The sequence below is a fragment of the Acinetobacter sp. YH12208 genome (assembly GCF_013418055.1).
Lineage (GTDB): Bacteria > Pseudomonadota > Gammaproteobacteria > Pseudomonadales > Moraxellaceae > Acinetobacter > Acinetobacter pseudolwoffii.
Map to the genome: position 1 here is coordinate 39166 of NZ_VPCT01000001.1, position 14583 is coordinate 53748.

The 14583-nt window shown below is 41.7% G+C and carries 14 protein-coding genes and 1 tRNA gene; 8 read left to right on the forward strand and 7 right to left on the reverse strand.

Translation table 11 applies throughout. The features are described 5' to 3' along the window. Positions 1-26: 26 nt before the first annotated feature. Positions 27-341, reverse strand: a complete 315-nt coding sequence (gene gatC / locus FTU95_RS00175) for an Asp-tRNA(Asn)/Glu-tRNA(Gln) amidotransferase subunit GatC (RefSeq protein ID WP_005096170.1) — start codon at positions 339-341, stop codon at positions 27-29. 132 nt (positions 342-473) lie between these two features. Here gatC and FTU95_RS00180 point away from each other — a divergent pair, with 132 nt between their 5' ends. The 6 genes from FTU95_RS00180 (at position 474) to FTU95_RS00205 (ending at position 5228) form a co-directional block, all read left to right on the forward strand. Beyond that, positions 474-1520 carry a rod shape-determining protein gene (locus FTU95_RS00180; RefSeq protein ID WP_004279360.1) on the forward strand — a complete coding sequence of 349 codons (1047 nt, stop codon included), beginning with the start codon at positions 474-476 and terminating at the stop codon, positions 1518-1520. Positions 1521-1536: 16 nt separating this feature from the next. Beyond that, the gene (gene mreC / locus FTU95_RS00185) at positions 1537-2394 is read left to right on the forward strand and encodes a rod shape-determining protein MreC (RefSeq protein ID WP_005096172.1); all 858 of its coding nucleotides are present in this window, start codon (positions 1537-1539) and stop codon (positions 2392-2394) included. After that, complete coding sequence (gene mreD, locus FTU95_RS00190) at positions 2381-2872, forward strand: rod shape-determining protein MreD (protein ID WP_005096176.1); 492 nt, start codon at positions 2381-2383, stop codon at positions 2870-2872. Before mreC ends, mreD begins: the two co-directional genes overlap by 14 nt. Then, positions 2860-3426 (forward strand): Maf-like protein, encoded by a 567-nt coding sequence (locus FTU95_RS00195; protein WP_005172102.1) that lies wholly within the window; start codon positions 2860-2862, stop codon positions 3424-3426. Before mreD ends, FTU95_RS00195 begins: the two co-directional genes overlap by 13 nt. A gap of 41 nt (positions 3427-3467) precedes the next feature. Then, positions 3468-4922 (forward strand): ribonuclease G, encoded by a 1455-nt coding sequence (gene rng, locus FTU95_RS00200; protein ID WP_005096179.1) that lies wholly within the window; start codon positions 3468-3470, stop codon positions 4920-4922. A gap of 132 nt (positions 4923-5054) precedes the next feature. Beyond that, positions 5055-5228: a PA1571 family protein gene (locus FTU95_RS00205; protein ID WP_005096185.1), complete on the forward strand. Its 174-nt coding sequence runs from the start codon at positions 5055-5057 to the stop codon at positions 5226-5228. Positions 5229-5435: 207 nt separating this feature from the next. On the opposite strand, the gene FTU95_RS00210 is transcribed toward FTU95_RS00205, so the two are convergent. Beyond that, positions 5436-6818, reverse strand: coding sequence for a wax ester/triacylglycerol synthase family O-acyltransferase (locus tag FTU95_RS00210; protein ID WP_180077137.1), 1383 nt, complete (start codon positions 6816-6818; stop codon positions 5436-5438). A gap of 465 nt (positions 6819-7283) precedes the next feature. After that, a complete protein-coding gene (locus tag FTU95_RS00215) occupies positions 7284-8018 on the reverse strand; it encodes a phosphoadenylyl-sulfate reductase (protein ID WP_004646224.1) in 735 nt (244 codons plus the stop codon). A 204-nt stretch (positions 8019-8222) separates the two neighbouring features. Between FTU95_RS00215 and thrH the strand changes: the two genes are divergently transcribed. Further along, entirely contained in the window at positions 8223-8840 is a 618-nt protein-coding gene (thrH, locus tag FTU95_RS00220; protein WP_180077139.1) for a bifunctional phosphoserine phosphatase/homoserine phosphotransferase ThrH, read from the forward strand. Between the two features lie 60 nt (positions 8841-8900). On the opposite strand, the gene FTU95_RS00225 is transcribed toward thrH, so the two are convergent. Beyond that, positions 8901-10070 (reverse strand): OmpP1/FadL family transporter, encoded by a 1170-nt coding sequence (locus tag FTU95_RS00225; RefSeq protein ID WP_180077141.1) that lies wholly within the window; start codon positions 10068-10070, stop codon positions 8901-8903. A 314-nt stretch (positions 10071-10384) separates the two neighbouring features. After that, positions 10385-11650, reverse strand: a complete 1266-nt coding sequence (locus tag FTU95_RS00230) for an OmpP1/FadL family transporter (RefSeq protein WP_180077143.1) — start codon at positions 11648-11650, stop codon at positions 10385-10387. Positions 11651-12431: 781 nt separating this feature from the next. On the opposite strand from FTU95_RS00230, the gene FTU95_RS00235 reads away from it, so the two are divergent. Then, positions 12432-12890 carry a DUF2147 domain-containing protein gene (locus FTU95_RS00235; RefSeq protein WP_180077145.1) on the forward strand — a complete coding sequence of 153 codons (459 nt, stop codon included), beginning with the start codon at positions 12432-12434 and terminating at the stop codon, positions 12888-12890. Between the two features lie 66 nt (positions 12891-12956). Here FTU95_RS00235 and FTU95_RS00240 read toward each other — a convergent pair. Next, positions 12957-13032: transfer RNA gene (locus tag FTU95_RS00240), tRNA-Arg, on the reverse strand. A gap of 92 nt (positions 13033-13124) precedes the next feature. Next, positions 13125-14480 carry an amino acid permease gene (locus FTU95_RS00245; RefSeq protein ID WP_005172091.1) on the reverse strand — a complete coding sequence of 452 codons (1356 nt, stop codon included), beginning with the start codon at positions 14478-14480 and terminating at the stop codon, positions 13125-13127. Positions 14481-14583 lie beyond the last annotated feature (103 nt).

Below are 14583 nucleotides of genomic sequence, written 5' to 3' on the forward strand. Positions count from 1 at the left end.
AATAAAAAGAATGAACTGGGTAGTAATTACTCAATCACGCGCGGTACGAGGTATAAACCATCCTGAACAGCAGGTGCAACTGCTTGGTATTGCTCGCGATGATTGCTTTCTGAGACCACATCTTCACGTAGTGGCTGAGGATGGTCGAAAGGGCTCTTCAGCGGTTCAATTCCGTCGGTATTGATGCCTTTCAATGTGTCCATCATGCCTAAAATCTTATTTAAACTTTGAGCATATTCAGCAGATTGCGTATCATTGAGAGATAACCTTGCAAGGTGGGCAATGGCTGAAACTGTTTCTGCACTTAAATCTGCAGAATGCTGTGCATCCGATGTAGACATAATATTACCTAATCAGTATTAAAAAAATTCAAATTATCATGCGTTATGATAAGCGATTGACTTGTCCAAATCATCACATTTAGTTAAAGTTGCCACCTTGCGTCCATATAAAGTTTAATTGAGAACGTCCCCGTGATTCTAAAACGACTAATAGGCTTGTTTTCGCCAGATCTTGCCATTGATTTAGGTACTGCAAATACACTTATTTATGCGCCAGGACGAGGCATTATATTAAATGAACCCACGGTTGTAGCCATCCGTCATAGTGGTTCACATAAAATTGTTGCCGCTGTAGGTCTTGAAGCGAAACAAATGCTAGGTCGTACCCCAGCCAATATCTCAGCAATCCGCCCCATGAAAGATGGGGTGATTGCGGATTTTGAAGTCACTGAAACCATGCTGAATCAGTTCATTCGCAAAGTACATGAAAACCGTCTGTTTACTCCGGCACCGCGTGTGGTGGTGTGCGTACCATGTAAATCGACGCTGGTTGAACGTCGTGCTATTCGTGAAGCGGTATTTAATGCTGGTGCACGTGATGTCCGTTTAATCGAAGAACCGATGGCAGCGGCCATTGGTGCAGGTATGCCAGTTGAGCAGGCCTGTGGTTCAATGGTGGTCGATGTCGGTGGTGGTACCACTGAAATTGCGATCATTTCCCTGCAGGGTTGTGTCTATGCAGATTCTTTACGGATTGGCGGTGATGTCTTTGATGAGCAGATCATTAACTATGTGCGTAAGGCGCATGGCTGTGTGATTGGTGAAACCACGGCAGAAGTGATCAAAAAAGAAGTGGGCATGGCCTTGCCAGATGAAGGTGCTAAACCGCTTGAAATTGAAGTTCGTGGCCGTAATCTTGCAGAAGGTGTACCACGTGCGATTGTGGTTAACTCAGACGAAGTGACTCAAGCCATTTCAGATCCTTTGCAAAACATTGTGTCTGCGGTGAAATCAGCACTAGAACACACACCTCCTGAGCTTTCTTCGGATATTGCTGAACGCGGTATCGTGTTAACCGGTGGTGGTGCATTGCTGCGTAATCTAGACAAGCTGCTGGCCAAAGAAACCGGCCTGCCGGTTGTGGTGGCAGAAGATCCACTCTCATGTGTAACCCGTGGTGGTGGCAAGGTACTCGAATTTTTCGACAATCCAAATCATGACATGTTATTCGTAGGCTAAGAAAAGGATTCGGCGGGTGCAAGCACATCTGTTTTCTCGACAACCGCCATCTTTTCGCTCTTTTATCATTGCATTGGTAACATGCTTGGTGGTGCTTTTCTTTGATTGGCGCATGCCACATGTTGTACAACCTGCAAGGGATGTCCTGTACGCGGCCTATAATCCTATTTATGCTGTGGCCAGTTATCCGGTATTGTCGCGAGAGTGGTTGAATCAACAAACCAAGTCTGAAGTTCAGTTGCGTCGGGAAAATACCGCGATGCAGGCTGAGTTGTTGCAGGCGCAAGTTCGCTTACAAAAAATCTCTGAACTTTCTGCTGAAAATACCCGTTTGCGCGGTCTGCTCGATACACCACTGATCATTGACGGGCGTATTGAAATTGCGGAAGTGATTGGCACCGATGCCGATCCTTTAAGACATATCATTGTGATCAACCGGGGTTCAAATAACGAGCTGAAAGTCGGGCAAACGGTACTGGATGACAAGGGGATTATGGGACAGATTATTAATGTCTATCCGCATAGTAGCCGGGTCATGCTGTTGTCTGATAAAGAACATTCATTGTCAGTGCGTCTGGAACATACCGGAATGCGTGCCATTGTCTCGGGGACGGGTGATCTGGGACGTTTGAAAATGGAATATGTACCGACCAGTGCCAATATCAAGGTCGGGGAAAAAGTCTATAGTTCCGGCTTGGGCCAACATTTTCCGGCAGGTTATCTGGTGGGGCAGGTGTCCAAAGTACAACGACATAATTCAGGTGAATTTGCCCAGATTGATGTAACGCCAGCCGCGCAGCTGGCCGGTGGTCATCATGTGGTGGTGTTATTTTCCGATTCATTGGCGATGGAGCAACCGCATGTCAATCGCTAAGATGAAATCCAGAAAGCATCGTGATCCCTTATTTGCCATCGTCATTTCGGTGATCGTGGCTTCGATTTTGATGGTCTATCCACTTTCTTATACCCTCTCGGGCTGGCGTCCGCTGTTCATGCTGATGGTGATGCTATTCTGGGTGTTGTGTCAGCCGACCTGGTGTGGGATCTGGTTTGCCTTTGGTACCGGTATTTTTATTGATTTGCTGCTGGACGCACCTTTAGGTCTGAATGCCCTCAGCTTTATTATTATTGCCTTTTTAGCCCGATTCCTGACTCGTGAACGCCGTATCCTGACCTTTAATAATCTCTGGGTGATTACGGGGCTGGCAATTGTTGCACATTTGCTGATGATCTTTTTTGCCCAGATTGTGGCAGGCGTGCAATTTTCTTTTGCCAGGCACTGGATTCCAATGCTGACCAGTATTCTGGTGTGGCCTGTCCTCTATTATATGTTGAAAAAATGGCGCATATAATTCTCGCTTCCAGCTCACCTCGGCGTCGTGAGTTATTACAGCAGCTCGGACTGAGCTTTGATATCTACAGTCCGGATATCGATGAATCTGTGCGTGAAGGTGAATCCGTCGCGGCTTATGTTGAACGTCTGGCACGAGCCAAGGCTGATGCAGTGGCCGAGCGTTATCCAGATGCAATCATCATTGCTGCGGATACCAGTCTGGGGGTCGATAGTGAGATTTTGGGTAAACCAGAATCCAAGCAACATGCCATTGAAATGTGGACAAAAATCTCCGGTCGGTGGCATGATGTCTATAGCGGTGTCTGTGTTCGTACAAAAGATGAAAAATACAGTATAGTGGTACGTACGCAGGTCGAATTTCAAATCCTGAGTGCCGCAGACATGGAAAGTTACTGGGACACAGGTGAGCCGCTGGGGAAAGCCGGGGCTTATGCGATTCAAGGAATTGCAGCACGTTATATTCCAAAAATACAAGGCAGCTATTCCAATGTGGTCGGCTTGCCGCTCTATGAAACCGTACAGTTATTACAGACAGTTAAGGCACTAAATTAACTGCTGATAAAAAGAATTTTTATAATGTTTCGAGTGTAATTATGTCTGACGAGTTATTGATTAACGTCACGCCGATGGAATGTCGGGTCGCGTTGATTGAAAACGGCACGGTCAATGAACTGTTTGTCGAGCGTACGGCCAAGCGTGGCTTGGTCGGTAATGTCTATAAAGGCAAAGTGGTACGGGTCTTGCCGGGTATGCAGGCTGCGTTTGTGGATATTGGTCTGTCCAGAACGGCATTTTTGCATATCAATGATATGGTCTGGCCGCGCCAGCAGCCCACCCCAAATGTCTTTGAACTGCTTCAGCCCGGTCAAATCCTCACGGTTCAGGTGATGAAAGATATGCTGGGTACCAAAGGTGCCCGTCTTTCCACGGATTTGTCTATTCCTTCGCGTTATCTGGTGCTGATGCCTTATGGCAATCATATTGGGGTGTCGCAGCGAATTGAATCTGAGGAAGAGCGCAATCGTTTGCGTTCGATTATTGAGCGGATTCAGGCCGAGCATAAGCTGCCAGGCTCAGTGATTGTACGTACCGCTGCTGAAGGTATTGAAGAAGCAGCCATTGCCCAAGATATGGCTTATCTGGCCAAGCTTTGGGAATATATCCAGCGTAAGCAGAAGATTATTGCAGTTCCCTCGCTGATCTTTGAAGAATTGCCTTTACCACAACGGATCATTCGTGATCTGGCCAATGAAGAAACTGCAAAAATCTACGTCGATTCACGTGAAATTCATGCCAAGCTGCAAGAGTTTGTCGAAGAATTCGTGCCGAATATGCGAGACCGCTTACTGCACTACCCGGGCGAGCGTCCAATTTTTGACTTATATAATGTTGAAGAAGATCTGCAAAAGGCGCTGCAAACTCGTGTTGCGTTGAAGTCGGGCGGTTATCTGATGATTGATCAGACCGAAGCGATGGCCACCATTGACGTCAATACCGGCTCTTATGTGGGTGGTCGCTCACTGGAAGACACTGTTTTTAAAACCAATATGGAAGCGACTCAGGTCATTGCACGTCAGTTGCGTCTGCGTAATCTGGGTGGAATTATCATCATTGATTTCATTGATATGCAGGAAGCGCAGCATCGTGAAGAAGTGATGAAACAGTTTGAGCGCATGTTGGAACGTGACCATGCTAAAACCAAGATTACTCAGGTATCTGAACTGGGTCTGGTGGAAATGACCCGAAAACGCACCCGTGAGTCACTGGAACATTTACTCTGTGAATCCTGTCCGACTTGTCAGGGACGTGGTTATGTCAAAACAGCCGAGTCAGTATGTTACGAAATATTCAGAGAAATTCTGCGTTATGCACGTGCTTATGAGTCGCAGAGTGGCTTTACTGTTGTCGCGCATCCCGCTGTAATTGATCGTTTACTAACAGTAGAGGCCCCAGCAGTCGCTGATCTAGAGCATTTCATTAATCGCGTGATTAAGTTCCAAGTAGAAAATCTGTATACGCAAGAGCAATACGATATCATTCTCAGCTGAAATTGTAACAGAATATCGTTAAACACTTGTTACATCTGAAATTTTACATTGGTGCTGTTATTTACAATACTAGATGCATGAATTAGCCAAAGCCGTTTCTCCCAGTTTCAGGCTTAGCAAAAGGAGTGTGTTATGAATATGAGTAAAGCAGTAATTAATAAAGGCCTAAAACACGTATTAGAACCAAAGACTGTACATGCAGGATATATCGTCGATGAGCGCGGTAATGAAGTCCAGATTACCGCCAGCATGATTCGTAATGCCTGCCATCAATTATTACAACAGTGTCGTACCATCAAAAGCTAATGCTACCGATACAGAATCTTGTGCAGATTGAAATAAATTCTAGGCAATCAAAAATGGATGCATCATCCCAAAAATATAAAATAAATTTAAAACGATGTTAAAAAATAAAACCAAGGGGCTCTATGAGCCCCTTAATTATGTGCGCTAGGACTGGCAAAAATGATCAGCATCTTTGGCAGTCCATCTATCTTATTTATTCATCCGCGGCTAGCTTACCGCCCGTAACTTTGGGACAGGTTCGCCATCTACAATAAGTTCAAAACGTTGAATTTCTTCTTCCAGATGCGTCAGCAAGTTCTGCATTTTCGGCAGGGCATTACGACATGCGGTCAAGCCGACTTCCAGTTTGTCTAGATAGCTGGTCATGGTGATATTCAAGGCCTGACCATCCAATACGATGGAAGCCGGATAAAGTGCTTCAAGACGTGCACCATTCCAATACAATGATTCTTGTGGCCCAGGCACATTGGAAATAATCACATTAAATGCCTGGCGCGTTGGCATTAAACCGGATGCAATGTTCAGACCGGCTGCACCATAGACAAAGGCACTATAATTTAAAATCTGATTGGCATTCATGCGTTTAAAACGTTCCTTGGCACTCAGTACACTACCACGTACAATTTTGAGACGTTCCAGAGGATCTTCTTTATGGGTGCCCAGATTGGCCAGAATCATGGTAATGCGATTGGAAACATCCGAATCATCACTTCGAACCGAGGCCGGAACCATGGCAATTAATGGTTTTTTCGGTAAAGCATGTTGTGATAGTAAATATTCACGTAGTGCACCTGAACAGATGGCCAGTACCATGTCATTAATCGTGACGCCCAAGGCTTTAGAAATATGCCGTAAACGTGAAAATTCAAAGGATTGTGCCGCAAAACGACGCGAAGCACTGACACGTTGGTTCAGAATACAACTTGGTGCCTGAAAACTGGACACATAATCCGGATTGCGCCCCATATCCTTCATGACGGTCTGAGACAGCTCATAAGCGACGCGTGGTGCGCATTCCAGTTGGCCTTTAATGGTTTGCAGGACATTTTTAAAAGCATTGACCTTAGGTGCTTTAAGGCGTTTGGCGCGTGGCCCTTCAACACACCACGGTGGCACAATACTTTTGGCATTCGGATCATGCGACAGCGATTTTTCGACCAGACGCATGCCGGCGATTCCGTCCACCATCGCATGATGGATTTTGAAATACATGGCAAAACGATTACCTTCAATCCCTTCAATAATATGACAGGTCCATAAAGGCTTGGCACGATCAATCAGCGCACTATGTTCTTGTGAAATATAAGTGAGCAATTCACGGATACGGCCCGGTTTCGGCAGGGCAATATGACGAAAATGGTGATCTAAATCAAATTCTTGGTCTTCATCCCAAAACAGGCCATTTAAATAATTATTAAAAGGTGGAATCGGCGATGATTTGGAGTTTTGAATATCCGTGACGAGATCCTGAATAAAGGAAGCTGGTGCATTTTCGGGAATTTGGAATAAAAATAGCCCACCTACATGCATAGGCTGCTGCCGTTTCTCTAAAGTTAAGAAAATAAAATCAATTGGATGTAATGGACGCATAGCGTGGATTGCCTCACTGCATTCTCTATGGCTTTTTTACTAAAAAGCCTTGTTAGAATTATTACTTTAGTTTTTAAAGTATATCTTTTTTAACATATAAATGAACTGCTTTATCTTGCCTCAACTGTGAAAAAGTGGCTATTGACAAGAACAAAATGTCTTCCTAAGTTTATGAAATGTGAAAATTTTAGTTTTAAAATAGTTTTCTAAAAATAGTATTTACTAGGCGAAGTGGAGTGTAACTTAATAATTATGTGTTATTAGAAGAATAGCATTGTGTTCCATTTCACATTTTATGCAAATAAATCAATGAGCTAAAATTTTATCAATTCTTTAATTAAAATAATATTATCCCGATAAAAGGTAATTTCTATCTTGTCACTAAATGTAAAATTATCAATTAAAAAAGACTATCTTTATTAAAAAAAATAGTCTTTCAATCAATAGGAGCGATAAAACTTAACTTTATTTTTTTAGATTGCCAGCATGCAGACCACATTCTTTATGCGTGGCTTCTTCCCACCACCAGCGGCCTTCACGTTCATGCTGATTCGGCAGGACAGGGCGGGTACAGGGTTCACAGCCGATTGAAACAAAACCTTTTTCATGCAGCGCATTATAAGGCACTTCCATCATGCGGATATAACTCCAGACATCTGCACTGGACCAGTTGGCCAGAGGATTGTATTTGATCAGCTGCTTACCCGGACCGGAAAAACCTGGATCTGCCTGAACCACAGGAATTTCATTACGGGTACCCGGGCTTTGGTCTTTACGCTGACCGGTAATCCAGCCATCCAGCGTGGCCAGTTTTTTACGCAGTGGTTGAACCTTGCGTATACCGCAACATTCCTGATGGCCATCTTCAAAGAAACTGAATAAACCTTTTGTCGTCACTAGATTTTGCACGTCTGCAGTTTCGGGGAAGCAGATTTCAATCTCGATATTATAATGCTTACGCACCCGTTCAATAAACTGATACGTCTCTGCATGTAGACGGCCAGTGTCCAGACTGAATACCCGGAACGGTTTACCGAGATGCGACGCCATATCAATCAATACAACATCTTCAGCACCAGAAAATGAAATCGCAATTTCACCTTGCTGGCTCAGTGCAAGTGCCAAAATTTCATTGGGCGATTTATCAGCATATTCAGATGCAAGCGCATCAATACGATCAATAGTAGGAATGATGGTCATGAGAGTCCTGGCGATATAGGCTTGGAAAGGACATAGCCTATATTAATTAATTTCACATCTATTTTAATAGAATTGATTTAGTTGACTTATCACTAAAAAATAAATACTTATGAAAAAAATAGATTTAAAAAAGTACAGTGCAAAATCTGTTTCTTCAGCTATGATAGTGCAAAATTTTTTCAATACAACTTAGAGGGAATGTTCATGGAAGTCGTATGTCTAGATTTAGAAGGCGTGTTGGTTCCAGAAATCTGGATTAACTTTGCCAAAAAAACCGGTATTAAAGAGCTTGAAGCGACGACTCGTGACATTCCTGACTATGATGTACTGATGACCCAACGTCTGAATATTTTAAAACAGCACGGTTTGGGCTTGAACGATATTCAGGAAGTGATTGCAGAAATGGGGCCTTTCCCAGGAGCAAAAGAATTTGTGAAATGGGTGAGTACGCATTTTCAATTGATTATTCTTTCAGATACTTTCTATGAATTTGCACATCCACTCATGAAGCAACTGGATTGGCCGACGATTTTCTGTCATAAACTGGAAACAGATGAAGCAGGTATGATCTCGGCTTATAAACTTCGTCAGCCAGATCAGAAACGTCAAGCTGTTAAAGCACTGCATGGTTTGAACTTCCGTGTGATTGCGGCAGGGGATTCTTATAACGATACGACAATGCTGGCTGAAGCAGATCATGGTTTCCTGTTTGATGCACCTGAGAATGTCATTGCAGAATTCCCGCAATTCCCGCCAATTAATGGTTATGACGCGTTAAAAGAAGCCATTCGTAATGCTTCAGTGCGTGATATTCCAGCTTAAAGAATCAAAGTAAATAAAAAAGGCGCTATAAGCGCCTTTTTTATTTAATCTATGAATTAATTAGAAGCGATAACCGATCTTCATGCCATAACCCATTGCATGATTGTCTTCAAATTCTCCAACTGGATTTCCACCAGTTTGTGCAGTTGCATCACCTAGCCAAAAATATTTCACACCTGCCTGGATGAAATAGTTTTCAGCAGGGCTATATTGCGCGCCTAAACCTACATTCCAGTAGCCTTCAGTTGGACCTAGGGTTGTTACAGGGTTACCGGCTCCTGAGTCATAACCTACAGAAGCTGAACCTGACCATTTATTAGTAAATTTACGACCTAAACCTACTGTTGCAGACCATTGGTCATCAGAGTAGTCGATCAGATTCTGCTTTTTACCACGTAAACCTGAAGCATTTGCTAATAAAGATGGTGTAACAGCAAATTGATCCCAATGCACCCAACGAATATTTGCAAATGCTAAAGTATTTTTTGCAATGCCTGTTTGGAAGTCTAAATTAACAGATTGAGGTGTCGTTGCATTAACACTTGATGTAAGTGCTTTTAATGATGGAACAGGAAGCTCAGTGCTTTCTTTGGATTTTGCATTATGTTCAATTTCAGAACGATAAGTTACAGCGGCTTTTAAAGCAATTTCAGGAATCTGATAAGCAAAACCTGCTAACCAGCCATATGCTTCTTCCTGCTCGATCTTAATATTGTAACCACTTAAAGTTAAAGGGGGTGCACCATATGCATTACCACGTAACTTAATGTCAGCTTCTACAGTTTGCCATACTGGACCAGCATAAAAATTCCAGTTTTCTGTAGGTTGATAACCAATTAAAGCGGTTATATTATGAGTATCTACTTCAACTGAAGTGCCTTCTATTCCATTACCAAATGAACCGGCAATTGAAGAATATTTTGCATCAGCACCAAAAGGTTGATCGTAAATCAAACCAAGTGAAATTTTATCAGTTGCTTGAACTTTGATTGCTGCGGAAGGAAAGTAATAGTCTTCCCCCATATCACTGATTTTTTCGCCCTGTAAACCTGCTACTGTAGAAGAGCCTTTAACAGTTGGATCAAGAACAGAAATACCTGCTTCAGCATAGTTACCCGGCTGTAAAAAAGCAGAAATAGATTGACCAGAACGGTCTAAGCCAGCTGCTTGAACTGCAGAAAGAGGTAAAGTGCTAAGTAAAATAGCAGAATAAATTTTATTGAGCTTCATGGTACGTTCCCTGATGCCATCTGTAACAAAAATGTGCTGGAAAAGTAACATAAATTTAAAAAGAGTAAATACTCAACTCTGTTGAAGAAATGAACTAAGGCGGTTAAACAAAAGGATTGCTTAGAGTTTTTATACTAATTTTATTAATTCAAGTGCATGAAAAATATAAATTTTAAATAATTAAAAATAGTGTAAAAGAACTAAAATTTTATTAATTTTAATCGATGCTAAAATAAGCGATTGATATACGATTGTATAAAAGTAGAGTAAAAACAAAAAAACCACCCGGAAGTGGTTTTTTATTTTAGGAGAACTTAGAAGCGGTAACCCATTTTTAAGCCATAACCTAAAGCGTGGTTATCTTCAAAGTTACCTACATTTGGATTAGCAACTGTTAAAGCTTGAGCATCACCTAGCCAGAAGTACTTCACACCGCCAGCAATAAAGTAGTTAGGCGCTGGGCTAAATTGTAAACCAAGGCCTACATTCCAGTAACCTTCTGTTGGGCCAAGTGTAGTTACAGGATTACCAGCACCTGAGTCCCAACCTACAGAAACATTACCTGCCCATTTATCGTTAAACTTACGACCTACCCCTGCGGTAGCTGACCATTGTTCTTCATTATATTCAACTAAATTACCACCAATAAGAGCTGGAGAAGTACCAGGAATACCAGAAGCTCCTAAGGTATCAAGAAGTTGTCCAAAATCATGAGGACGAATTGCAAAGTCAGACCAGTCTACCCAACGGACATTTAAGAATGCGACTGTATCAGCCATGATACCTGACTGAAGATCAAGGTTAACAGACTGGGGAGTAGTTACATCAGTTTTACCAGTAGTAGGGGTGCCACCTAACATACCTGTTACAGCACCAACTGGATTTCCACCTAGAGTTTCTGTAGAAGTTAATTGATGCTCAATTTCCGAACGATAAGTTAAAGATGCTTTAAGAGCAATTTCTGGAATTTGATAAGCTAAACCTGCAATCCAACCAATTTCAGAGTCTTTTTTCATGTTGGCATCATAAACCATGCCTGGGAACGTGGCGAGGGGGACACCACCTAAAGCACTATAAGCTGTTCCTCTTAAATGTACTTCACCTTGAGCTTCTTGATAAACTGGGCCAGCATAAAAATTCCAGTTTTCATTTGGTTGGAAACCCAATAAGAAGGTTAAGTTCTCTGTTTTAACTTCTGCTGAAGTACCTTCACCTAAATAAGAAAATGCTGTGAGACCAGCATTAGGTGCTGAATACTCTGCCTCAGCACCAAAAGGGCGATCATACAGAAGACCAAAAGAAAAATTATCAGTAACTTGGAATTTTAATGCTGCGGATGGAAAGTAGTAGTCACTAGCCATATCACCTGTAGCTTGATTAGCACCTGGTCCTAATAATGGTGAATTGGACGTTGTACCAGAAACTGATGGATCTAAAACAGAGATACCTGCTTCAAAGTAATTACCCGGTTGTAAAAACGCTGCGATAGATTGTCCCGAACGATCCATTGCAGCAGCAAATGCACCCGTCATTGGTACAGTTGCGAGAATCATTGCAGTAGTTAATGTTTTTAATTTCATTTACGTCTTTCCTTGAGGTACAAATTTATATCTAGCGTTGTTGTTTGCACTTATTTGATTTTTTGGAGATAACGGTTAATAAACCGTAATCATTTGTTACTCCATGTGCCAAAAATACCACAATTAAAATAAGAGTAAATGCTCTAGACTAAAAATAAAGCATAAAAAAGCAGCTAAATAGAGTAAAAATACTAATTAATCATGAAAAACGCATACTTAATCATATATTTTACTTTTATTATCAATAATTTATTTATTTAAGAGAAAAATGAAAAAAATATGTAGATCTTTAATAATTCATTGAATATTTTGTTAAATACATCACATAGTCACTTTTTTATGTCCAAGATGAAATTTCTACTCTAAGCCTTATAGGGGGAACTATTGGAATTTTATCTGAAGACCTCCTAGGCTTTTGTACCTTATTTCATAAAATTCTTTTATTGGCTCTTAGTTTTGCTCTGACTACCAATCGCAATTTATTCCGCTCTAAGAGATATTTGATCTTTCCTTGCGAATATCCGTCTATCTTTATTATTGCTTCTGATCGTGGCTAGAGTAGCCATGATCCTTGTTTATTTTTCTGTTATTGAGCTCAAGGTGATAGAGAAAACTTTATAAAAATAAATTTCATCAGTTAAGAAAATACTTAAGCTGAGTAAGATGTATGTGCTTAAAAATTATAATATTACTGTGATTAGTGAACTAAAATAATTATAATCTGCCGCGATTTTGCACGAATGTGCCTCTGTTTTTTTGTTGAGTTATAAATATCTTGCTTATGAATATTAAATTTTTGGGTGCTATTACATTACTGTTTGGACTGGTCACTCCTGTAGCTGCTATGCCATTTGATCCATTAATTGGCTCATGGAAAGTCATTGATGATCGTACAGGTTATTATATTTCTGAAATTGTGATTCGTAAGAACTCTAAGACACAGCAATATAGTGCGGTGGTTACCAAAAATCGCCCAGTTCCCGGTGTGGCGAATCCGGATGTTTGTGGAAAATGCCGCGGTATGCTGAAGAACCAACCCATCTTTGGTATGGAAGTACTCAAGGGAATGGTGGCAGATTCTCATCATACTCAATTTAATCAAGGGCAATGGTTGAATATTCAAGATGGTCGTAGCTATGTGATTGAAGCGCGATTGAATGAATCTAAAGATCAAATGAAGGTTTTTGGCAAAGCTAAAGATTCAGATACGACCAGTGCAATGACCTGGAAGAAGTTTTAGTTATTTCATTGAGTAATTTAAAAGATAGCCCACTGCCAGAGTAGGTTACGGGAAAGTTTAAAAAGATGGTGCGCCCTGCGGGACTCGAACCCACGTCGGTCGCTTAGGAGGCAACTGCTCTATCCAGTTAAGCTAAGGGCGCAAAAAGAAGGATTAATGTACTGCAAACTTAATTGAAAAAAAAGTTATTGCCGCAGCAATAACTTTTTAAGAATATATACTTATATAAACCGATTAAGTATTTTTAGGCTTAAGCAACTTAAACAGAACGAACATGACCACAATCCAAACCGGAATCATTAAAATAGATTCCTGAAAACCCTGAGTCCACATGATGTAGAGAATCGTAATAATGAAACCTAAGACCAGAATATTGCCTGCTGGAGACCATAGTGCTGGGAATGAGGTCTTTTGGCCGAGCTTCTTCATGCTCTGAATGAATTTGAGATGGGTCAGCGTAATCATCGCCCAGTTCAACACTAACGCACCGACCACAATATAAATCAAGTGGCTTAATGCATCTTCAGGAACAAAGTAGTTAAGTAATACACAACCGAAAATCAGCGCGGCAGAAAACAATACCGCAGGAATCGGAGTACCTTGTTTATTCACTTGCATGAAGACTTTAGGTGCATTTCCTTGCTGAGCCAGACCATAGAGCATACGGCTATTGGCATACATACCGCTGTTATAGACAGACAGTGCAGCCGTTAAAATAATAAAGTTCAGTAAGTGTGCTGCCCAGCCAATGCCCAGTTGACTGAAAATCATTACAAATGGACTTTTATCCAGACCACCAAGCTCAAGCTGATTCCAGGGCACCAGTGATAACAAAATCGTCAATGCACCCACATAGAAAATCAGGATACGGAACACCACCTGATTAATCGCTTTCGGAATTGTCTTCTCTGGATTTTCAGCTTCTGCTGCTGCCATACCGATCAGTTCAATCCCACCGAAGGCAAACATCAGGAAGGCCAGCATGAAGAACAGACCTTCAAAGCCATTCGGGAAGAAACCACCTGCAGTCCATAAATTACTGAAAGACGCAGTCGAGGAAGCATCTGCAGTCAAGATCAGATATAAACCGAAGACAATCATCGAGATAACTGCAGTCACTTTAATGATTGAAAGCCAAAATTCTGATTCACCGTAGAATTTCACATTGCCGAGGTTGACCAGGGTAATCACGATAAAGAAAAACAGTACCGATGCCCAAGCTGGAATAAAAGGCCACCAATAGTTAATATATTTCGCAACGGCAGTAAGTTCGGTCATGGCCACCAGGATATATAAAATCCAGTAGTTCCAGCCCGCAAGGAAACCGGGGAACTTGCCCCAGTATTTATAAGCAAAATGGCTGAATGAACCTGCGACAGGTTCATGAACAATCATCTCACCCAATTGACGCATGATTAAAAATGCAATCAAGCCACCAATGGCATAGCCCAAAATAATAGAAGGACCCGCAGATTGGATCACCTGTGCGGAACCTAAGAATAAGCCTGTGCCAATTGCACCGCCCATGGCGATCAACTGAATATGACGGTTCTTTAAGCCACGCTGAAGTTGTGAAGACTCGTTATTCAAAGTGTTCAGCCCGACAATGGAAAAAATAAGTATAAAGATTGTAATGGAACAAAGTTCAGAAACCTAGTGCAAGACTTTGAATGAAATATTATTATCAGATTTA